Origin of the sequence: Meridianimaribacter sp. CL38 (assembly GCF_004328055.1) — a bacterium.
GTDB lineage: Bacteria > Bacteroidota > Bacteroidia > Flavobacteriales > Flavobacteriaceae > Gaetbulibacter_B > Gaetbulibacter_B jejuensis.
In genome coordinates, this window is the sequence record NZ_QKWS01000004.1 from 266,543 (window position 1) to 290,175 (window position 23,633).

17 protein-coding genes are annotated in these 23,633 nt (G+C 33.3%); 6 read left to right on the plus strand and 11 right to left on the minus strand.

Features of this window, described 5'->3' with window-relative positions; genetic code table 11:
* Positions 1–66: 66 nt before the first annotated feature.
* The 11 genes from DMZ43_RS11485 to DMZ43_RS11535 form a co-directional block, all read right to left on the minus strand.
* Positions 67–1,836, minus strand: coding sequence for a long-chain fatty acid--CoA ligase (locus tag DMZ43_RS11485; protein WP_131508376.1), 1,770 nt, complete (start codon positions 1,834–1,836; stop codon positions 67–69).
* Positions 1,837–2,119: 283 nt separating this feature from the next.
* Positions 2,120–2,917: an AraC family transcriptional regulator gene (locus DMZ43_RS11490; RefSeq protein WP_131508378.1), complete on the minus strand. Its 798-nt coding sequence runs from the start codon at positions 2,915–2,917 to the stop codon at positions 2,120–2,122.
* A gap of 144 nt (positions 2,918–3,061) precedes the next feature.
* Positions 3,062–8,242, minus strand: coding sequence for a T9SS type A sorting domain-containing protein (locus DMZ43_RS11495; RefSeq protein ID WP_131508380.1), 5,181 nt, complete (start codon positions 8,240–8,242; stop codon positions 3,062–3,064).
* Positions 8,243–8,392: 150 nt separating this feature from the next.
* Positions 8,393–9,274 carry a hypothetical protein gene (locus DMZ43_RS11500; RefSeq protein ID WP_131508382.1) on the minus strand — a complete coding sequence of 294 codons (882 nt, stop codon included), beginning with the start codon at positions 9,272–9,274 and terminating at the stop codon, positions 8,393–8,395.
* Between the two features lie 4 nt (positions 9,275–9,278).
* Positions 9,279–9,749, minus strand: coding sequence for a T9SS type A sorting domain-containing protein (locus DMZ43_RS11505; protein ID WP_131508384.1), 471 nt, complete (start codon positions 9,747–9,749; stop codon positions 9,279–9,281).
* 616 nt (positions 9,750–10,365) lie between these two features.
* On the minus strand, positions 10,366–10,998 hold the full coding sequence (locus tag DMZ43_RS11510; protein ID WP_131508386.1) for a response regulator transcription factor: 633 nt from the start codon (positions 10,996–10,998) through the stop codon (positions 10,366–10,368).
* A gap of 3 nt (positions 10,999–11,001) precedes the next feature.
* Positions 11,002–13,026 carry a sensor histidine kinase gene (locus DMZ43_RS11515; protein WP_131508388.1) on the minus strand — a complete coding sequence of 675 codons (2,025 nt, stop codon included), beginning with the start codon at positions 13,024–13,026 and terminating at the stop codon, positions 11,002–11,004.
* Between the two features lie 39 nt (positions 13,027–13,065).
* The gene (gene purL / locus DMZ43_RS11520) at positions 13,066–16,728 is read right to left on the minus strand and encodes a phosphoribosylformylglycinamidine synthase (protein ID WP_131508390.1); all 3,663 of its coding nucleotides are present in this window, start codon (positions 16,726–16,728) and stop codon (positions 13,066–13,068) included.
* Positions 16,729–16,821: 93 nt separating this feature from the next.
* Positions 16,822–17,082 (minus strand): hypothetical protein, encoded by a 261-nt coding sequence (locus tag DMZ43_RS11525; protein ID WP_131508392.1) that lies wholly within the window; start codon positions 17,080–17,082, stop codon positions 16,822–16,824.
* A 127-nt stretch (positions 17,083–17,209) separates the two neighbouring features.
* A complete protein-coding gene (locus DMZ43_RS11530; RefSeq protein ID WP_131508394.1) occupies positions 17,210–19,039 on the minus strand; it encodes an endonuclease in 1,830 nt (609 codons plus the stop codon).
* 10 nt (positions 19,040–19,049) lie between these two features.
* On the minus strand, positions 19,050–20,264 hold the full coding sequence (locus DMZ43_RS11535; RefSeq protein WP_131508396.1) for an RsmB/NOP family class I SAM-dependent RNA methyltransferase: 1,215 nt from the start codon (positions 20,262–20,264) through the stop codon (positions 19,050–19,052).
* A gap of 75 nt (positions 20,265–20,339) precedes the next feature.
* Here DMZ43_RS11535 and DMZ43_RS11540 point away from each other — a divergent pair, with 75 nt between their 5' ends.
* The 6 genes from DMZ43_RS11540 (at position 20,340) to DMZ43_RS11565 (ending at position 23,632) form a co-directional block, all read left to right on the plus strand.
* Positions 20,340–20,918 (plus strand): RNA polymerase sigma factor, encoded by a 579-nt coding sequence (locus tag DMZ43_RS11540; RefSeq protein WP_131508398.1) that lies wholly within the window; start codon positions 20,340–20,342, stop codon positions 20,916–20,918.
* A 54-nt stretch (positions 20,919–20,972) separates the two neighbouring features.
* Complete coding sequence (locus tag DMZ43_RS11545; RefSeq protein ID WP_131508400.1) at positions 20,973–21,269, plus strand: hypothetical protein; 297 nt, start codon at positions 20,973–20,975, stop codon at positions 21,267–21,269.
* 2 nt (positions 21,270–21,271) lie between these two features.
* Positions 21,272–21,778 carry a hypothetical protein gene (locus DMZ43_RS11550; protein ID WP_131508402.1) on the plus strand — a complete coding sequence of 169 codons (507 nt, stop codon included), beginning with the start codon at positions 21,272–21,274 and terminating at the stop codon, positions 21,776–21,778.
* Between the two features lie 117 nt (positions 21,779–21,895).
* Positions 21,896–22,393 carry an EF-hand domain-containing protein gene (locus DMZ43_RS11555; protein ID WP_131508404.1) on the plus strand — a complete coding sequence of 166 codons (498 nt, stop codon included), beginning with the start codon at positions 21,896–21,898 and terminating at the stop codon, positions 22,391–22,393.
* A 145-nt stretch (positions 22,394–22,538) separates the two neighbouring features.
* Positions 22,539–22,862, plus strand: coding sequence for an EF-hand domain-containing protein (locus DMZ43_RS11560; RefSeq protein ID WP_131508406.1), 324 nt, complete (start codon positions 22,539–22,541; stop codon positions 22,860–22,862).
* Between the two features lie 26 nt (positions 22,863–22,888).
* Positions 22,889–23,632 carry a YHYH protein gene (locus tag DMZ43_RS11565; RefSeq protein WP_131508408.1) on the plus strand — a complete coding sequence of 248 codons (744 nt, stop codon included), beginning with the start codon at positions 22,889–22,891 and terminating at the stop codon, positions 23,630–23,632.
* Position 23,633: the final 1 nt, after the last annotated feature.

Consider the following 23,633-nt stretch of genomic DNA (forward strand, 5'->3'; position numbering starts at 1 on the left):
AATAAATAATGATAATTTAACATAAAAAAACACCTTGTATTAAGGTGTTTGTAATTTTAAGGCTTATTAATTGTAGATTTTATCGTAAAGATCCTTATGAATGTTTTTGATGACATCTCGTTTCATTTTCATAGTAGGAGTGAGATGACCACTATCAATTGACCAAATAACTGGTGTTAATTCAAAACGTTTTATCTGTTCCCATTTACCAAAATGCTTGTTGCAATTGTCAACTTCTTTTTGAATTCTATTTATAACTTCTTCTGAAGCACAAATAGCTTCGGGAGAATTTTCAATGTTTTTCTTTTTACGTTCTATCCATTCAGAAACAAACTCAAAGTTAGGTTGAATGAATGCAGCTGGCATTTTTTCGCCTTCACCTATAACCATTGCTTGTTCAATAAAACGGGATTGTTTTAAGTATCCTTCTAAAAGTGGTGGAATAATATATTTACCACCTGAGGTTTTAAACATTTCTTTTTTGCGACCAGTAATTTTAAGGAAACCTTCAGGGTCTATTTCACCTTTGTCTCCAGTATGAAAATAGTCGTCAGTCATTACACTAGCTGTTTTTTCTGGGTCTTTATAGTAACCCATCATAACGTTGGGTCCTTTTATTAAAACTTCTCCATCATCAGCAATTTTAACTTCAACGTTGTCTATTGGTATACCTACGCTACCAACTTTAAACATGTTGTCTGCGTATTTACCAACCGACACAACTGGTGAAGTTTCAGTAAGTCCGTAACCTTCCATGACTTGCATTCCTGCGGCACAAAAAATTCTTGTTAACCTAGGTTGAAGTGGAGCACTACCAGACACCATTGTGCTTAGAGTTCCGCCAAGAGCTTCTTGCCATTTGATGAAAATTAATTTACGAGCAATACTTAATTTGAATTCATACCAAAAGCCATTTTGTTTATATGGTTTCCATTGCTCGCCAAGTTCAACAGCCCAATAAAATAGTTTTTGCTTGATGCCTGAAAGATCTTCGGCTTTAGCCATAATTTTATCGTATACTTTTTCAAGTAAACGCGGAACAACACTCATAAGGTGAGGTTTTATTTCTTTAGCATTATCACCAATTTTATCTAAACCTTCGGCAAAGTAAATGGAGGTTCCAGCATATTGATAAATGTATATGAGTACGCGCTCAAAAATATGGCAAATAGGTAGGAAACTTAAAATTCTAGTTTCTCCTTTTATGATGGGTAATCTTTTAGAGGAGTCTAATGCATTACTAGTAATATTCCAATGAGACAGCATAACTCCTTTAGGTCTTCCTGTAGTACCAGAGGTGTATATAATAGTTGCTAAGTCTTCAGGTTTTACTGAGTTTTTTCTGGCTTCAACTTCTTCTTGATTACTTGTGTCTTTACCTAGCTCTAATAATTCAGAATAATGCTTGCAGCCTTTAATGTGATTAAAAGAATATACGTCTTTTAGCTTAGTGTTTCCTATTACTTTATTTACTTTTTCTAGAACTTCTTCGTCTGATACAAAACAATAAATTGATTCGCTATGGTTTAATACATATTCATAATCCTCAGCAGAAATTGTAGGGTAAATAGGAATATTTTGCGCACCTAATTGTAGCACTCCAATATCAACAATGTTCCATTCCGTTCGGTTGGTTGAAGATATTACAGCTATTTTATCGTTTTTTTGTATACCAAGTTTTAAAAGTGCTCTACTTAGTGCATTGGCTTTGTCAATATATTCTTGAGTAGATGTTGCAATCCATTCACCATCATATTTTGTCACCAAAGCTTTTTCAAGGCTATTGTTTTCCAATTGATAGTATGGAAAGTCGAAGAGTCTAGTAATTTCTGTCATTGGGTTTCAGTACTATTGAAGACTCGCAAATTATGAAATTACAAATGATTTTCAAATATGTTGTTAAAAAAAAGGGTGTTATTTTAAGATTTTGATGTTTTATAGTCTTATAAATTAAGGATGTATTAAGAGTGCTAGTTTAGAAAAAGAAAAAAGGCCAAGTTTAAAAACTTGACCTAATGCATGATTAATAGCTATATTATTCCCTAAATAATTAACTTTAAACTTCAAAATTACTTGTTTAGAGCTAAGGTTTTATGTAAAAAATCGTCAAAATGAAAGTTTAATATCTTATCTTCTTGTAGAGCATGTCCCTGAGTATTGGGTGTTTAGTACCAAAAAGTTGTTTGGGTGTTTTGCCGCTAAACTGCTTTACATCTCTTGAGAAATGGGAGTAATCATAATATTTAAATTCTTCAATAGCGCTAAGCATATCTATATTATTTGCTTCTAAATGTCTAACAATGTAATTGAACCTAATTAGTCTTAAAAATTTATTGGCAGTCACACCTGTTGCGGTTTTAAAATAACGATTTAACGATGAGTGTGAAATATGAAATTCGTCAATTATATTAGTTACATTAAGCAAACCATTATTGATGAAGATGTAGTCGATAATATCAGAAATTTTACTTTTTTTAACCCACTCAGCATAAAAAGGTTTTAAATGCTTGTCAATTATTAAAATGTAATCGTTGTGCGCTGCTGTTTCAATTTCACGATGTAAGTCATCAACTACTTTTTGAGAAACGATATGACTTATTTTAGAAATAGCGCCTTGAGTATTTACGTTGGTTTTAGAGATTTGATAGAATCGATCAGTATTCATCCTAATAACAACAAACCAGCTGTTTTTTTTCGCAACAATATTGAAATTAGGCATTATTGAATTTATAAAAACCTTAGGAAGAGTATAGTTTTCTTTTTTGTTGTTAATTGAAATATCACCATAAACCAATACTAAATAACTATAGCCTGTTGAGGTAATAATGGTTTCAAAGTCTTGCTCGTATTCAAGTTTAACCATATTTGAAAACAAAGGATGGTTTTTAATTTCTTTGGATAGAGATAATTTAGGCAAAGTTGATGCAGTTTTTAATGTATGTAATTAATACACTGGTGCTTGATGATATAGTAAATGTATTAAAATTAAAAGATTTAAAAAAGGCCAAAACAATTTATAGTCTTGACCTTTTTTAAGTTGATTAATAGCATCGTTTAATTTTTACTGCTTAATAATTTTAAAGCTTTCAGTTTTATTATTGCTTGCTAGCTTTAGTATATATATTCCTGTTGGTAATGATGTTATATCTATAATTGATGTTTTAACGCTATTTGATTTTAGAACTTCTTGTCCTTGTACATTGTATATGCTGTAGTCAAACTGCTGATTCTCTGTTTTTATGTTTAGTATATTACTTACAGGGTTAGGGTAGATTTTAAAATCTATAGTTGAAACATCACTAATAGTTAAAGTCGATTGAAGTTCATAAGCGCCAATATCTATAGTGCCGTCAAATAGTCTTGGATTACCTGCTAAATCTAGATTAATATCTGGTATAGTGGCATTTGTTCCTGCGTTGACTAGAGGAGAAGATGTTGTTAATGCGTAATCACCGTTTAAATTAGGAGCTGTGTTGGCTAGTATAGGATTAACAAATGCTGGATTTGTAGTCATCATCAAGTTTCCAACTCCAGTATTGTTAAAGTCTCCGTTTAATGAGTAACTTATATCGCAGCTTGTACATTGTCCCATATTAGGAAAAGCAAACCCAGCATCATTTCCACTTACTACTGAATTTGTCATAGTAAAGGATTCTCCTATATTTCCACTAGTAGGCACGTAAGCAAATATTCCACCATTGTAATTGTCTGCATAATTTCCTGAAACAGTAATGTTTGTAACAGTAGTAGTTGATGTAAATAAATACATGCCACCACCTTGACTTATTGCTTTGTTACCAGAGAATAGAGCGTTTTCTATGGTTGTGTTTGCATAGCGAGTTTCAATAGCGCCACCTGTTGCAGCAGAATTGTTTTGAAACGTTGTGTTAAAAATTACTAATTCACTCATTGTGATATCTGCTAGTACTTCGCCTGATTGAGGTTGTACTCCGTGAAATGCAATAGCTCCTCCAATACTAGCTGTGTTACTAGTAAACTTACAATTAGAAATAATCATGTTTGCTTCAGAAGCATATATAGCACCACCAGATGTTTGTTCAAGACCACCAGTTGTTGGAACATTTCCGTTTTGAAAATGAATGCCCTCTATAATAGTACCAAAACTTTGAATATTGAAGATTCTAGAATTATTATTGCTACTAATTATTGTGTTTTCTATACCGTTTCCAAAGAATGTAAGTGGTTTGTCTATAAATATTTCACCTGAAGTTAAAATAATGCTACTTCCATTAAGTGCTGGATCAAAAGAGATTGTTGTGCCATCGCAAGCATTTTCAATAACATGACGCAAAGACCCTGGACCACTATCTGCCGTAGATGTAACCATAACAGAATTTTCGCAAGCTATGAAAAATTCATAAGCTCCTAAATCTACAGTTGAATTGTATATTCTTGGGTTTCCATCTAAATCTTCAGTTAAGTCTATAAAATTGTTGTCGCCAGCATCTATGGCAGGAGAGCTATCGGTTAATTTGTAACCATCAACATATATAGGGTCTGTGTTTTCAATGTTATTTCCACCATCATTTACATTTGGAGGAATGCTACCATTGTTTCCAGAAGTAATATTAAAGAATAAACAATGTGATACAATAGGTGAGTTCGCTCCTCCATTATTTATATTTCCGTTGCTACCACTGTTATTAGTGAATATACTATTTGTAGCTGTAACGTTACCAGCAAATATATGAATACCTCCACCGTGAGAGGCAATATTGTTTGCTATAGTACAATTTATTGTTACAAGACTTCCACTTTCGGCTGAAATTGCGCCACCACCAGCAGTTGCAATGTTGTCAAAGAACAAGCTATTGGAAATAGTAGTTGTAGTTGAACTGTTACCAAAGTTTATTATAGCACCACCAACACCATTATTAATTCCGTTTCCGTAGGCGGTATTGTTTTTAAAGATGCAGTTGTTTATGTTTATGTTTTCAGCATTTCTAATATAAATACCAGCTCCAGCACGACCAATGGCTACTTGCGAGTTATCAGAATCATCATCGGCATAACCATTTTCAATAATAAATCCATCTAATGTAACATTGTTTTCGTTTAAGGTTATAATAGTATGTGAATCTCCAGAATTTGACGTGTTGTCATTGTTTAAATCTCCTGAAAGAATAGTTAGATTTTCTGACCAGTTACGTTCACTTGCTGTAGTTTCGGAGCCATAAAAGCCTCCAAGAACGGTTATATTATTAGGAATGATAAAACTGTCGGTTTCAAGTAAACCTGGTTTGTATGTGCCAGATGCTACCCATATTTCATTAGCGCATAAAGCATTGTTGATAGCATCTTGTAGGCTCGTGAATGCGTTGCTCCAATTGCTTCCATCATTTGCGCCAGTTGCACTAGCATTTACATAAAGAACACTAGGTGAACCAATACAAGAATCAAACTCATAAGCACCTCTGTCAATATTAGAGCCAATGATACGCTCATTACCATCTAAATCAAATGTTGAATTGTTATGTGTTGAAAGGCCGGAATCTATTGCACTTGAGGTTTCCGAAACTCTAAAGTTTTTATTTAAAGCATCAACAAACAAAGGGTCGTTAGATGAATTTGAGTTTGTGTTGCTGTAAATGTTTTTTATAATGCAATGTGTTGTGTTTGAGTTGGATGCGTAAATTTGCGTGTTTAATTGCGTATTGTCTGGGTCATTAGACCTTGTGTTGTCCCAAAGAATTGAATTGTGAATGTTTACAGTTGCTGTAGTTCCGTTCCAAACTCTAATGCCAGCTCCAGCTTCAGAATCGCCATCATTTTCTGTTAATGTGCAGTTAACAATATTATAGGTTGTTACGCCATTATCTAATATGCTTATTCCGCCACCTGTTCCTACATTACCATAAAATAAACTATTTGTGATGTTTACAACACCATCATCATTAGCGTTTTGTCTTGACCAAATAGCTCCTCCATTTAGATTTGCTGAGTTGTCATTAAAGATGCAGTTTTCAATATTTACATTTAAAGTGGCTTCACCAGAGAATGTATTTATAGTTATCGCTCCGCCACTACCATTATTGCCACTAGAAGTGCCTGTTGAGATGTTGTCTTTAAATGTGCAGTATTCAAGGTTTATACCTACAGTGCTTCCTGTAACACCATCTAAAAACAATGCTCCAGCAGAGGTTAAAGATTGGTTGTTTTTAAATATACAGTTTTTTACAGTTGGAGTAGAGGTATCACTACCTGATGTGGTTCTGTTTAACCAAGCACCACCTCTTTGGCCATATGTTTCTATTTTTACAGCATTTCCTTTTTCAATGGTAAACCCATCTAATAGCATATTGTTGCCTACGTTTGTTGTTTTAATGATATTATAACTGTTGTCATTAATTTGATTTGGAGCGTTAATGTCTCCACTTAAAACAGTTATATTATTTTCCCAATCTCTTTGATTAGAGTTGGTTTCAGTACCGCTAAAGCCGCCAAGTATTATTATGTCTTCAGGAAGATGAAATGATTCATCACGATTACCTGCTATTTGGTTGTTACCATCATCTGGATAATAGGTTCCTTGAGCTACCCAAACTTCTTGTAATGTAATTCCACAACTTGAGTTGTACATATCCAAAGCGTTTTGTAATGACGAAAATGCATAAGCCCAAGAGCTGCCATCTTGATAAGTGCTTGTATTGTTTGCGTTGACATATATTACATTATTGTTGAATGTTGGACATTCAGACGAGCCATTTTCATATGGTCCTAAATCTATGTTACTACCATTTAATCTTAAATTATTGTCTAAATCCCTTAAACTGTTATTGTAAGAGTTATTTCCTGCTCCAATTGCGGGAGATGTATTTTGTAATCTGTAATCTTGATTAGGAACATCCACAAAAAGCGGATTAGAATCTAAAATATTTGTTCCGTTACTATAACCACCTTGTATAATATTTGTGTCTGCAATACCATTAAAGCTTTGAATATTGGTTGTGTTATTCCAAATAATAGAATTGTATAAAGTATTTCCATTGGTAGCATTTAAGCGTAAGGCAGTGTTATTGTTTGAAAATGAAGAATTGGAAATATTAATTATTCCATTTCCATTACTTAAAGCAATAGAAGCATTGTCGTTAAAAAGCGTGTTTGTTATTGTTAGTGTTTTATTATCGTTTAAATTTATAATATAAGGTATGCTATTGTTAGAGAATTGACACTTGTCAATAAGGATGTTACCATATGGATTAATTACAGAACCTAAACTATGTACAGATGAATTACCAGAAAAAGTACTTTTTGATATTGTTGCGTCTGTACCATTGAAATAAATAGCAGAACCACTTATACCATTATTTGCTGTATGTGAATTGTTAGTAAAAGAGCAATTTTCTATAACAGGTGGTAAACTACTGCTTCCACTAGTATAAATAGCTCCACCACCTGAGCCTGAAGAGTTACCATCAAAAATTGAATTTTTAATAACTGTGCCTTCTGTTGTCCCCATATAAAAAGCGCCTCCTCTACTTGCTGTATTTGATAAAAACGTACAATTATCAATAATAGGGCCTCCATAGTCCCAGTTTAAGGTGTTGTTATAAATAGCACCACCTTCGTTTGCCATGTTTGTTTCAAAAGTACAGTCTCTTATTATTAAGCTTCCTGGTTCAATTTCTACAATATATATAGCGCCACCTTTGGCGTTGTAAGAAGTAGTGTTTATTGCTTTATTATTTATGAACTTGCAATTTGAAATAACGGTAGCGTTTGCACCTCGTGCAAACATGCCTCCGCCCTCATTACTTCCATAACCACCTGAATTATCAGCGTTGCTATTTGTAATTGTAAAACCGTCTATAACATTGTAGTCGCCAGATGTTCTAAAAATGGTATAGACAAAGTTTTGGTCGTTATTGTTTTGTTGTATATCACCATTTAGAATTGTTGGGTAGAGTTCTGGGTTTCTAGAGTTATTACTTGCGTTATAACCACCTAAAAGAGTAATGTAGTTTTTGTTTAACAAAAAATAACTAGAACGATCGTTGTCGGTTTGGGTAGCTCCTAAATCTGGATAATAATTTCCTTGAGCAACATGTATTTCATCATAACTACTGGCTGCATTTAAAGCGTCTGTTAAGTGCTCATACGCATTAGTCCAAGATGTGCCGTCATTATTTCCGCCCGAAACATTAACATTAACATAAATAGTGTTTTGAGCTATAGGTGTTAATGAAAAGAATAGAAATAGTAATTGTAGTAGTTTTTTCATAACTATATAGGTTGTTGATTCGATATGCTAAATTATACGAGTGTAGAACTCTATTCAATACGTAGGTCTACGTAGTGTAATTTGAATTAAAAAGAAAGAGGCCAAACGTTTTGAATTTTGACCTCTCAAAGGATTGATTAATAGCTTCGTTTAATTTTGTTCTGCAGGCTTATAAGTACCACAAAGGCAAGGGTAGTTTAGCCCATTTATAACTTCTTGTTCTACATTAAAGAATCGAGGTATTGTTAAACCTCCACCGTTTCCTATACTTGTGTAGTTAAAAGTAATGGTACCTCTAACTCCTCTAGAGACATCTCCTGCGTTTTCTGAAAAGTTTTGTGAATTATTAAAACCAGAATCATTAAAAGAATCTCCTTTAGTAACAGAAGAGGTGATAACCCAAAAAGGGACGTTGTCATAATTTGAATTAGATGAATAATTACCAATAACAATAGCTTGTGTTATTTGTTCGGCAGTAAATGCTCTTGCATACGGTTCTTCAGGATAGCTATCCTTGCACATTTCATTTGCTGCTTGCCAACCAGTTTTACCATTATAACTAAACTTTCCGTCATCAGATGGGTAGCTTCTACCTAAAATATAAGGTTCCATTAGGACAGGATTGGTTACTGTAGATGCTGTCTTAGCATGTAGCGCATATGGAACACTTAATAACTGACTTGTAGCAATAATAGTATAGTTTGTGCCTCCATCGGGATCTGTTTCGGTTTTGATAAAATAAGTGTCAGATGACCAATCAATAGTACTTAAGTCTCCAGATATTACTGATCCACTACCTATTTCTATGCTTATCAATCCGTTTTGGTTTGTTACTGGTGCATGTGTTTCTGTATAAACCGCTGTACCTGTAGAGTTTCCTTGCAAAATGCTTATTTGCATACCAACGCTAGCATTGCTAACAAGTTCATTAGATGCATTTCTTATAACTGCTTGATAGCTCATTTTTTCAGGGCTTTGCGCATGTGACAAAAAATAGCAAAACACACATGCGATAAGGTATAGTTTTCTCATAATATTAGTTTTTAATGATTTTGAATGTTTTTATAAGATTAGATTGATGATATATGTTTAAAAAGTAGGTGGCCGAAGGTTTCTGTTTCATATTAATAATTGTGCTATTAGAGACTATTTTCTCTATGCTTATTGTTTCACCTAAGAGGTTGACAAGTCTATAAGATAAATCAGGATTATCGTTTTCTAACTTAAGTTGTAATGTATTGGTTGTAGGATTTGGAAAAGCAACTATTTTTAATGATATAGCACTTTCTTGTGTTCCTAATGTTTCTGAAATTGAATACGACTGTTGTACACCTTGCTCAATACTTCCACTTGAAGACGTGCTACTGGTATAGGCAATCTGTCCTATAGTATAACTTACGCTACCTTGAGAGCTATTTGCAGTGTTGCCACTGCTTACTGTAGCAGTCTGTGCAACTATTTTTGTATTAAAAAGCAAGACTATAACTATTAAAATAAGTTTTTTCATAACTATATAGGTTATTGATTCTATATGCTAAATTATACGAGTGTAGAGCTCTATTCAATACGTAGGTCTACGTAGTGTAATTAGGATATTTTGATACTGAATAAAAGAAAGTCCAACGCTACGTTTAAATAGGTTTTCAATGTTTTTGGTATCGCATTGATAGCGTTTAGAAAGTTGTTTTAGTGATGTGTTTTCGTTTAAAAAGTGTAGGTGAAAAATAATACTGTCTAATATTGAAGGTGTAAGATCTTTAAGTTTAGGTGTATTTAGTTGTGCTAAAAATTCATCAGAATTGGTAGCCTCTATAGTTATATTATTCTGGGTAAGATGATCTACATATGTTGGCCTGCATTTAACTACAAATTGAGAATGTTTTAATTGTAAAGGGGTTGCATGTGGCTTGTGATAGGTTGTGTTGTTTTCTTCAGAATATAAAATATAACTATATCCATCGGGTTGTAATAGATGATAGTCTTTATTGCTTATGCTTACATAAAAGATATCTACAACCCAATAATTAATAGGTAAATGGTATTTGTGCTTAGTGATAATAGGATGTTACAATTTTATAAGTTTCAAAATTATAACATGTTGTTTGGTAGTAAAATACGTAGGCTTACGTATTAAAAAGGTCTGGGTTTTGTTTTAACCAGACAAAAAGTGCATTTTGGTTGGTGGTATCTATCTCTAGCTTTTTTATAATGTTACTTCGGTGTTTTTCAACAGTACGTTTAGAGATAAATAGCTCTTCGGCAATCTGTGTACTGTTGAGGTTTTTTTCTAAGTATTTTAATATTTTTAATTCGGTAGCAGTTAAAGTTTCAATAGATGTATTAGTACTGCTATCAAAATGAACTGTGCTTTTTAGTTTCTTTCCTATGTACGTGTTGTTATTATTAATACTATCTAAGCATAGCTCTAACTCTTCTAAAGCACTATCTTTTGTAATGTATCCATGTATAGTTTTTCCCACTTCGTTTAGTAACGATTCTTGCTTATGAAGTGTTAAAATAATAACTTTAGTATTTATCTGATTGCGTTGTATTTCTTGTGCGACTTCGAGCCCATTTAGTTTAGGCATGTCAAAATCCAGTATAGCAATATCAGGAACTTGTTTTGAAATTTTGTTGTACGCAGTATTACCGTCGGTTGCAGTATCAATAACTTTAAACCATTTTTTTTCTAAAAATTCCTTTGTTCCATTAAGTAGTAATGGGTGGTCATCTGCAAGAATGATAGTTGTTGGCATTGTTTAATGTTTAGGAACTTTTATTTGTATCGTTGTGCCTTTTCCTTTAACAGAATCAATACTTAACTGAGCACCGATTATTTGGGCACGCTCTTTTAGAGTTTTTAACCCAAGGCTATCAATAATTTGACTGTTTTCAGACACATCAAACCCAATACCATTATCTTTTATTTGAAATAATACAGAATCATTGAGGTTTTCAACCATGATGTTACAAGCTTTTGCTTTAGAGTGTTTTTCAACATTGTTTAAGCATTCTTGCAGCATTCTAAAAACAAAAATTTCTTTGTCTTTAGAAATTTCTAACTTTTCGATTTCAATAACTTCAGAATAGAAGATGTCAGAGTTTTTCTGAAAATTCTCAACCGTATTTTTAATTGAAGCTAATAAACCTAATTTTTCAAACTGAAAAGGATGAAGACTTTGAGATATATGTCTCACTTCATCAATAGTGTCGTCTATAATTTTGGTGTCTTGGTTTTGCGTATCGTTGAGCAAAACTTTATTTTTTATAAGCAACAGACTTTGGCCCACACTATCGTGAAGTTCGCTAGAAATGCGTTTGCGTTCGGTTTCTACATTTCTAATTAAATCTTGTGCAAAGGTTTTTTGTAGTTGTGCTTTTTTTTGTGAAAATCTTCGAGAACGCCATAAAACGATTATACTAAACAGCGCTATTAATGCTAAAATGCTAAACCATAAGGTTTGTTTTTTGCGTTTGTTTTGTTCATCTAGAAGTGCAATTTCACTATTTTGTTCTTCTATTTTTTTGTCTCGCTTTGCAGTTTCATAAAGCGTTTGGTAATAGGCTAGTGCTTTGGTTTTTTGTACTGACTGTATCGAGTCTTCAATTTTTTTTGAAGCTTTATAAAACGAAAGTGCTTCATCAGGTCTGTTTAATTTTTCGTAGACTTCAGATAAGAATTTCTGAGCCTTTCTCTTGCCTTTAATGTCGTTACTTGTAGATACAATGTTTAAGTGCTCTATACCAAGTGTCTTTGCCTTTTCGTAGTCTTTTTCAGCAAAAGCTAGCTTTTTTATGGCTTTATAATATCTGGCTTTATGGATGCCTTCTGTGTTTTGTTGGTCTTTTTCAACTTCTTTTAAATAGAATTTTGCCTTTTCTAAACTATCATTTTCGGCATAAGCAATAGTGAACGCATTCAATAAAATAGGGTTGAAGTAATTGAAATGATTTGATTTTTTACAAACCACCATAGCTTTGTGAAGATTCTCAATGCGTTGGGTTTCTAAACCTAGCTTTTTTAAATCGCTTGCTTCGTTAACATACAGTGAAATAAGCTGTCCGTAACTTTTAGTTTCGGTGGCTAATTTTATAGTTTCTTTGCGTTCTTTTTGAGCTTCTTCTATAAAACCATTAGCACTATACAATATGGCTAAGGAGTTTTTAGCAGCTATAATATTGAAAGTGTCTTTTTCTTGAATAAAAATTTCTGAAGCTTGTTTTAGAGTTTGCGAAGCCAATGCAAATTTTCCTTCATCAGAATAGGCATAACCTTTATACAGAATAGCAAATCCTTTAACCCGATTATCATTAGCTTTTTCGGCATAAGTAATAGCCTTGTCGTAGTGAGACATTGCAGAGTCTACTTGCTTGGTAAAGTAATAACTATCGCCAGAGTCTATATATAAACCTGCTAAATTTCTAGCACTAATATTATTTTTTAAGGCTTTAAAATAAGTATTGAAAATAGCAATACCTGTTTTAGGTTTTCCTAAAAAATTATTGTGATAATTAATAAGGTTTGTAGTGTTGTAAGCCGCAATATTAAAAGAGTCTAGCTTTATAGCGAGATCTATAGTAGTACGTGCAATAGAGTCGTATGGAAAACTAGATTTATCCCTAACAACCGATGTTAGGCTATCTAAAAGAAATAACTTTTTGGCATCGTCCTTTTCAGATTGTATTTCAGTTTTTAGTTGATCTACGAGTGGTTTTAAATCTGAATCTTGAGCATTTACAGATAAAAAAAATAGTAGAGAAAATACGAGTGAAAGTTGTTTCATTTGGGGTAATTTCTCTACTAAATTAATTAAAAAAAATGATTACTTGTTTTCAATCCACTTTCTAGCATTTACAAAAGCTTCTAACCAAGGCGACACTTCATCTTGTCGTCCGTTAGGATAATTTGCCCAGTTCCATTGAAATGTAGAACGCTCAATGTGTGGCATAGTCACCAAATGCCTTCCTGTTTTGTCAGTCATCATAGCTGTATTAAAATCTGAACCATTTGGGTTATGAGGGTATTCTGCATAACCATATTTTGCTACAATATTATATTGATCTTCAGCATAAGGAAGGTTGAATTTTCCTTCACCATGAGAAATCCAAACACCTAGTGTGCTACCTGCTAACGTTGAAAGCATAATAGAGTTGTTCTCTTGAATTTTTACAGACGTAAATGAGCTCTCGTGTTTATGAGAATCATTATGCACCATTTTACCATGCTGCTCATGCTCTGGGTTAATAAGATCTAGTTCCATCATTAATTGGCAACCGTTACATATACCAACAGAAAGTGTGTCTTCTCTTTCAAAGAAATTTTTAATGACTTCGTTAGCTTTGTCATTGTATTTAATAGCACCAGCCCAACCTTTAGCAGAGCCTAAAACATCAGAGTTTGAGAAACCACCAACAGCACCAAGGAACTGAATGTCTTCTAAAGTCTCACGACCAGAAATTAAATCGGTCATATGTACATCTTTAACATCAAAACCAGCTAAGTACATAGCATTTGCCATTTCGCGTTCAGAGTTACTTCCTTTTTCACGTAAGATAGCAGCTTTCGGTCTCGGTTTGCTACTGTCAATACTAGGCAGTTTACCTGTAAAATGACTTGGGAATGTATATTGAAGTGGTTGTTGTTTGTAGTTGTTGTAACGTGCTTCAGCTAAACCATTTGCGGTTTGTTTCTGGTCGAGTAGGAAAGAGGTTTTGTACCACATATCTCGTAATCTCGAAACCGTCATGGTAAATACGTCGCTTCCGTTGATGATGCTTAATACATCAGCATCAGTTACTTTTCCAATATTATGGAAGGTAATTCCAGCATCAGACAAAGTGTTTTCTATACTGTTATCTGCTGATTGAATAACGATACCAGCGTTTTCAGCAAATAAAACTTTGAATGAATCTTTTTCAGCCAATTCAGTAATATCTAATTCTGCACCAAGATTGTTATCTGCAAAACACAATTCAAGTAAAGTTGTAATCAATCCACCAGAAGCCACATCATGACCAGCAACAATTTTATTATCTTTTATTAATTGCTGAATCGTGTTAAACACAGTTTTAGTATAAGCTGCACTTTTTACATTTGATGTGCTGTTTCCTACTTTATTATTGATTTGTGCAAACGAGCTACCACCAAGTTTAAAATCATCTTGCGATATATTGATATAATAAATATCCCCTTTACCCTTTTTGAAAACAGGTTCTACAACCTTAGAAATATCGTTACAATTTGCTGCAGCAGAAATGATAACTGTACCAGGAGAAATAACGTCACCATCAGGATATTTTTGTTTCATAGAAAGCGAATCCTTTCCTGTTGGAACATTGATACCTAAATCTATTGCAAATTCAGAAACAGCTTTTACAGCTTCATATAGTCGTGCATCTTCACCTTCATTTTTACAAGGCCACATCCAGTTGGCAGAAAGCGAAACACTTTGCAAACCATCTTTTAATGGTGCCCAAATAATATTTGTTAAGGCTTCGGTAATAGAATTGCGACTACCAGCCACAGGATTTATTAATCCTGAAATAGGTGAGTGGCCAATACTTGTGGCAATACCTTCTTTTCCTTTATAATCTAAAGCCATTACACCTACATTATTTAATGGAAGTTGTAATGGACCAGCACACTGTTGTTTGGCCACTTTACCACCAACACAACGGTCTACTTTGTTAGTTAACCAATCCTTACAAGCTACAGCTTCGAGTTGTAATAGTTGGTCTAAGTAATCGTAAAAGTTATCTGAATTATAGGATAGGTCACTGTAGTTTTTGTCAACCGTATGATCTGTCATTATAGTTTTTGGAGAGCTACCAAACATGTCTTCTAAAGCCAAATCCATTGGTTTGTCACCATTGGTTTTAGACTCAAAAGTAAAACGATGCTTGCCAGTAACCTCACCAACATTGTAGATAGGTGAACGTTCTCTGTCTGCAATTTTATGTAATGTGTCTAAGTGCTTTTCTGAAATGACTAAGCCCATACGCTCTTGAGACTCGTTACCAATAATTTCTTTGGCAGAAAGGGTAGGATCACCCACTGGTAATTTATCTAAATCAATGTGTCCACCTGTGTCTTCAACCAATTCTGATAAACAGTTAAGATGTCCACCAGCACCATGATCGTGAATAGAAACAATTGAATTTTCATCACTTTCTACCATACCACGAACCGCATTGGCAGCACGTTTTTGCATTTCTGGGTTAGAACGTTGTACGGCATTTAGCTCAATACCACTGTCGAATTCACCTGTGTCAGCAGACGATACAGCAGCACCTCCCATACCAATTCGGTAATTATCACCACCTAAAATTACGATTTTGTCACCTTCTTTTGGTGTGTCTTTTATGGCTTGATCTGCTTTTCCGTAACCAATACCACCAGCTTGCATAATCACTTTGTCGTAACCAATTTTATCAGTGCCTTCTTGGTGCTCAAAAGTTAAAATAGAACCACAAATAAGAGGTTGCCCAAATTTATTTCCAAAATCAGAAGCTCCGTTAGACGCTTTAATTAGAATGTCCATTGGAGTTTGGTACAACCATTTGCGCTCAGGAAACGCCTTTTCCCAAGGACGCTCTTCTTCTAAACGCGAATACGATGTCATGTAAACAGCTGTTCCGGCTAACGGAATAGAACCTTTACCACCAGCAAGTCTATCTCTAATCTCTCCACCAGAACCTGTTGCAGCACCATTAAAAGGCTCTACAGTTGTTGGGAAATTGTGTGTTTCTGCTTTTAATGAAATTACAGATTCAAAATCTTTAGTTTGGTAATATTCTGGAACATCTGCACGTTTTGGAGCAAACTGTTCTACAACAGGTCCTTTTATAAACGCTACGTTATCTTTGTATGCAGAAACAATATCATTTGGATTTTGTTTTGATGTTTCTTTAATCAATTTGAATAAAGAAGTTGGCTTTTCTTCACCATCGATAACAAAAGTCCCATTGAAAATTTTATGACGACAGTGTTCTGAGTTCACTTGTGAGAACCCGAATACTTCAGAGTCTGTTAATGGACGACCAATCTTTTTTGAAACACCTTCAAGATACTCAATTTCTTCGTCGCTAAGCGCTAAACCTTCCTGTTGGTTATAAGCGGAAATATCTTCAATATTCTGAATCGCTTCAGGTTGAATGTTTATGGTGAAGATATCTTGATCTAAGCTTGAAAACTTTTCAGAAATCATTGGGTCGTAACCTTTAAAATCTTCAGTTGTAGAAATGAATTCTTCAATTCTAATGATGTCAGAAATTCCCATGTTTTGAGTAATTTCTACAGCATTTGTACTCCAAGGAGTAATCATTGCGGCTCTTGGACCAACAAAAAAAGCATCGAGAGATGCTTGTTCTATTTTTGGCTGGTCGCCAAATAACCATACTAATTTAGATATGGTTTCTGTTGATAATTCTTTTGTGGCTTGAACAGCAAATACTTTGCTGTTTTGGTTTCCGAAGAAATGAATCATTATGCGTATGTTATAGTTGTGTTTTGAAAGTGCAAAAATACACTTTTCCGTTATTAAATAACCTAATTTTTAAAGATAATCAATTTAGATTATTTAATTGTTCTTCTCGATTTTTTCAATGATGTTTAGGATTGCCAATCTATTTTCAGATGATTTTTCAATATTCATTTTAAGTAGTTCCAAAATAAAAGATTGGTTTTTTATTATAGAGTTTAAAACTGAAGTTATAGAAACAAGTTTGTGTTCAATATGAAAATCAGAACTTAAAAGTGAATTTGTTAAGTTAATAAACTCATCATTAGAGTTTTTAAGGTTATCAATACTCTCAATCAAATCATTTAATTCTTTTTTCATAGTTCTTAGTGTTCTATGTAACAAATTTACTCTTTTAAAATAATATTTTGATGTCAATTAAATCAGTTACATTTAAAAATGGGTTTTGAACAAAAAAAAGCGACTTGTAAGAGTCGCTTTTTTAAGTTTAGTTTTTTATGAGCTTTTTGCTTAAGGTAGAATTACCTTGTTTAATTCTTAAAATATAAACTCCTGTTGAAAGTTGTTCTGTGTTTATTGTACTAGAACTGGTAATTACTTTTGATAAAACATGCTTACCTAAAACATTAAATATGTCAATTTGAGTTTCGGTTTGACTGTTAAGTTTAATGTTTAAGCTATTTTTTACTGGGTTTGGATAAATTGAAATAGCTTCTATACTATTTTCAGGTAAACTTAAACTTGAATAGCATGTCCAAGATAAATTATCCATTCCTACTCTGGCATCTCCTGAGTTATTATCCTCAATTACCACAGTTACATTTCCATCAACATTAATATCAGTAATAGTTGTAGTTTGTACAGTGTCGCTATAAGGGATTGTGCCTACAAGATTTCCATTTACCATTACATTTAAGGTTCCATCTGAACCAGAAAAGATACGTTGAGTAGTAATCGTAAAACTTCCAATACCACCACCAAGAGTAGGTGAGGTTAAAGATGCGCCATCAGTAGTGCCTCTATAATCGATTAATATAGCTCTACTGCCTTCTATGGTTTGGTCTGTTCTAGCTTCGGTAGCGTTCCAAGTACCACTATCTCCTGTCCAGGTTCTATCAGTATATTGCGAACTGTTTGCTGGCATGTCTTCAAAATCTTCTGAGGCACACTCATCACCATTAGCTCCAGCTTCAGTTGTGGTGCCATTTACTGAGTTACTTTGAGAAGATTCGTTTCCTGCAGCATCTTTTGCAATTACATAAAACGAATATGTAGTTTCTGGAGTTAAATTAACTACAGTTGCTGAATTTGTAGTAACCGTCATATTATATACACCATCTACATAAACATCATAAGCAGTAACACCTATATTGTCAGTTGATGCAGTCCAATCTAAAGAAATTGTAGTTGAACCTTCGTTAGTAACCATAAGATTGGTTGGAGTAGAAGGAGCTTCGGTGTCAGGAGTTACGTTCCAAATCATTTCAACGTACTCAGGATGGTCAACAAAAGGGTTTCTGTTACTCTGATGGTTATAATAGATATTGTTATTTCGATCTATTTCTTTTTGAGAAACAGGGTCCATTTGGTGCCATGTTAGAAGTATGCTTAAAAAAGGATCGTCTAATACTTTGTCTGAACTTCCGTCAAACATAGCATAGCTTCCCCAACTACTAATTTGATCTTCGTATCGCGTTGCAAAATAAAAGTAGATACGAGCAATGTCGCCTTTAAATTCATCAATAGGTTCAAAAACTGTATTGGTATAACCAGCAGAATAGCCACTATTGAGGTTGCCTCCAAGTTTAGAGCCATTTTGAGTTGGATTAGAAATATTACTTTGACTAACTAATTGACTGTTATCAACAACTCCGAAAGGGTAACTACTTCTAAAACCATTAACACGACCATCAGTAGGTAAGAGGTGATGAGCGTCACTTCTCATTGGAGTATTTTGGCTGAAAACAGATTGTGGAATGACATGCTCTTTGTTATAGCAATCGCCTTCTACACTGTAATTTCCGCATTCGTCACTAACCGGAGAGAATGTGTAAGGGTCTGATCCTGATGGATTTTCTGAATAAGGGTCTAAAATCGTATTACTTCCTGTTTCATAGTAGTTGTCTAAATCATAAGAAGCAATAAAACCATCCATAGCATCATAACCTTGATCGTTATGGTTGTCTATAATGTTGTGTAGTTGTGTTTTTAGAGTGTAGCCAGTTCCTGTTGCGCTATCATAATAACCTGCAGGTATTTGTGCAAAAGCTGCAGTTGAAAAAATTAAAGTAGCTATTAATGTGTAGAATTGTTTCATCTATTTAGGTTTATTTTTTCTTTTCAAGTAATGCCATGTAAAACCCATCAAAACCTGATTTATGGGCTAAAATCTTTTTATCTTTTACAAAGGTAAAGTCTTTTCCAGATTCCGATGTTAAAAATTTGTCAACTTGTTTTTGGTTTTCAGAAGGTAAAACCGAACATGTAGCATACACTAGTTTACCACCAGGTTTTACCATTTTAGAGTATTGTTGTAATACCTCTTGTTGTGTTACTCTTATGCTGTCTAGAAATTCAGGTTCTAATTTCCATTTTGCATCAGGATTTCTACGTAAAACACCTAATCCAGAACAAGGAGCGTCAATTAAAACTCTATCGGCTTTGTCATAAAGTTTTTTGATAGGTTTTGTAGAGTCAATAACACGCATGTCAAAATTATGAACACCATTACGCTTGGCTCTGGTTTTCAGCTTTTTTAACTTACTTTCATAAATATCCATTGCAATCACCTGACCTTTGTTTTGCATCAAAGCAGCGATGTGTAATGTTTTACCACCAGCTCCAGCACAAGTGTCTACAACTTTCATTCCTGGTTGCACATCTAAAAAGTCGGCTACTAATTGAGACGATGCGTCTTGTACTTCGAACCAACCATCTTTAAAAGCTTCGGTTTTAAATACATTAGCACGTTCTTTTAATTTTAGAGCGTAAGGATAGTTGTTTAAAAACTCGGTTTCAATATTTTCAGACTGAAGTTTTAATTGTAAGTCTTTTTTGTTGGTTTTTAAAGTGTTTACACGTAAGATAACTTCGGCTTGCTCATTTTGCATAGCAATTTCTTTAGTCCATGTATCTTCACCTAATTCTGCAATTCCAACTTCATCTATCCAATCAGGAATAGATTCGCGGAATTTTCTAATTTTTGATAATTCATCAAAACGACCTTTAATTTTACGTGTTGGCGTATTTACAAAATACTTCCAATCAGGTAGACGAATACCTTTTAAAGTTGCCCAAACAGCAAACATTCTCCAAAGGTTGTCTCTGTCGTAAGGCGCTTTAACTTCAGCTATTTCAGCATATAAACGTTTCCAACGTACAATATCGTAAGTGGTTTCGGCAACAAACGATCTGTCTCTGCTTCCCCAACGTTTATCACGCTTTAAAAGAGATTGAATTACCTTGTCGGCATATTCTCCTTCGTTAAATATCTTGTGTAAGCCGTCAATAACGGCAAAACATAAATTTCTATGTAATCGCATTGTAAAAAATTCAGCATGCAAATTTACGGTTAATTCCTAAGATTTTTCCTTAATTTACTACCGAAAATATAATATTTGGAAGAAAAGGAGTTTATACAAGCATTAAAGAGTAGAGATTCTTTAGCTTATAGTAAGTTAATTGATGATTTTCAAGACAAGGTTTTTGGGACCTGTATGTCATTTGTGCCAAATAAAGAAGATGCTGAAGATATTGCTCAAGAGGTGTTTTTAGAGGTGTTCAATTCAATAGATAAGTTTAAAGGTAAATCAAAACTTACTACATGGATTTATAGAATAACCACTAATAAATGTTTAGAATTTATTAGAAAAAGAAATACTAAAAAACGATTTGCTTTTTTGCAGTCAATAACTGGAAATGTTTTACCTCTGGACAAAACAACTTATTTTACTGAAATAAACCATCCAGGAATACAACTAGAAAATAAAGAATTAAATGAAACTTTGTTTAAAGCTATAAATTCACTTCCGGAAAGTCAAAGTGTTGTGTTTACATTACACAAAATTGACGGAAAGAGTTATGATGAAATAGCTGAAATAACTAATAAGAGTTTATCTTCAGTTGAATCAACAATGTTTAGAGCGAAGAAGAATTTAAAGAGTATACTAGAAAATTACTATAAGAATGAATACTAGTACAAGTTTTTTTGAGTATTTGCATCTAAATATAAAGAGACTAAAAATATTAATATGAATAAAAAAGTGCAAGAGGTATTAGATTCAGCTGAATCAATTGGAAGCGTAAAAGCATCTCCTTTTTTTAAAGAAGGTGTTATGCGTCAAATTCACAATGTATCAAATGAAAAAGAATTGGTGTTGTGGTCTTGGTTTACGCCTAAATTGCAACTAGTAACCTTGACTTGTGTTATTGTTTTGAATATTGTAGCATATACTAAACTTAAAGAGATTACTTACAATGAAAATGTAAATAGCTTTGCAGAATCATATGGTTTGTTAGAAAATAATGAATCTTCAATATTAAATTAAGCATGAAAAAAAACACAATTATATATTCGTTACTTATTTTTTTAGTAATCATGAACATGTTTTTCTTGTATAATTATATGTTTAAACCTACTAATATAAATGAGCGACGTCAGCAGAATAATAAAGATTTTATAGTTAGTGAGCTAGGGTTTAGCGAAGAACAAAAAGCCGAATTTAGAAAAAAAAGTATCAGTCATCACGAAGCTATGAGACGTCTAAATGATGAAATAAAAATCCTTAAGGATGAATTGTTTGGTAAATTATCTGACGATATAGTTAATGATGGTGTTATTGACTCTATTACTTCATTGATAGGTGAAAAAGAAAAATCTAAGGAACAAGAGGTTTTTCGTCATTTTAAAATGATTCAAGAATTATCCAACGATAAGCAGAAAGAAAAATTTAAAATGATAATTATGGATGCTTTAAGACGAAACGATAGAGGTGCTAATAGAATTCCGCCTCCTCCAAGGGAAGAGAATAATCGTATTAGGCCACCAAGAAATTAAAAATCACAAAAAAAAGACTCCTTTATTGGAGTCTTTTTTTTGTGATTTTTTTAACACCATTAAGCACAAGTATAAAATGAAAACCACATCTAAAAATATCTAACAACAATAAAAAATATGAAAACAAAAACATTAATTACTGCCATTTTTATCTTAACAAGTATAAATCTTTTTGCTCAAGGACCAGGAGGTAGAGGAGGAAGAGGTAATGGAAATCAACAAAGAGGTGAGAAACCTAGTGCATCTAAAATTTTAGAAATGTTAGATGTTAATAATGATAAAGTTATAGATAAAGACGAAGCCTCTAATGATAGACGAGGCAAAATATCTGAAGATTTTGCTAAAATAGATACCAATGAAGATGGAGTGATAGATTTAGATGAGCTAGAAGCATCATTAGAATCTATGGATAAACCTAGAGAAATTTCTGCAGAAAAGGTTTTAAAAGAGGTAGACGATAATGAAGATGGATTGTTAAATGAGCTAGAAGTAGCCGCAAAAGATAGAAGAGAGCTCATCAATAATTTTAAAATTATTGATACCGATGAGGATGGTCAACTTAATCTTGAAGAATTAAAAACATTTTACTCAAGCATGAAAAAGGAGAAGCGATAGAAAGTAAATTAAGTATGATGATGCTAAAAGAATTTGGTTTTAAATTGTTGTTTTGGTTATAGCCTAAGCTAATAAAGGTATAAAAAAACACAAGTTTTAATTGAAAGTAGCATCTAAATAAATATAACCAAAAAACAAATTATAAATGAAAAGACAATTTTATCATGTAGTAGCTGTAATAGGAGTTTTATGTTTTATGAGTTGCAAATCTTCTGAAAACACAGCAGAAACAAAGAGTAATGAGCAAAGAGAATCAGGTGGAGCACCAAATGTAACCGAGTTGATTAAAGAAATGGATGCTAATGGAGATGGTAAGTTATCTAAAGAAGAAGTAAAAGGACCATTAGCTGAAGATTTTTCTAAAATAGATACTAATGAAGATGGATTTTTAAGTCTAGAAGAGTTAAAGAATGCTCCTAAACCTAGTAGAGATGAACGAGGAGGTAGACCTCAAAGAGGAAGAAACTAAATAATAAATAAATCAAGATTTAAATTATGAAAATAACATATTATAACATATTAATTATTTTAGGATTAGTCGTTGTATCTTTTATTGCTTGTTCTAGTGGAGACGATTCAACAGCATCAAATGAAGAAGAAGTTGTATCTGAACTTCACCCAGCTTTTTCAGAATTTAATAGTGATGCAGTAACAATTTTTTTAGAGGGTTCTAATGTGGTTATTGAAACTACAGGTTTGCCAAACCATGAAACAGTATATTGGGGAGTTGGTCACGAGCTTTATATGGAAGAACCAGATGTTGCGTTAACACCAAGCATTATGAATAGTAATAATAATGCAACAACAATTGTAGTAGATGCAACGCCTAATTTAACAGGAAATACTGTTGCCACAACTTTTGATACTATAGGTATAGCAGTTAGTGGAGCATCAATATTTAATGATCAAGAAGGAGGAGGACCTCTTGATGCTGCAGCAGCTAGTTTAGACTGGACAGGAGCTCATATTGGTCCAGGAGTATACCACTATCATTTAGAACCAAAGGCTTTCAGTAATGATGATGATAATTTAGTAGGTATTTTATTAGATGGCGTTTTTCTTTATGGACGTAGAGATTACCCTTCAAATGAATACCCAACAGATTTAGATGAATCAGGAGGCCATTTTGGACCTACACCACATAATCCAGATGGTGAATATCATTACCACATTATAAATGAAGTGTATTCAACAACAGGCTCGTATTTAGCATTTGCAGGACCATATCAAGGATATTAAT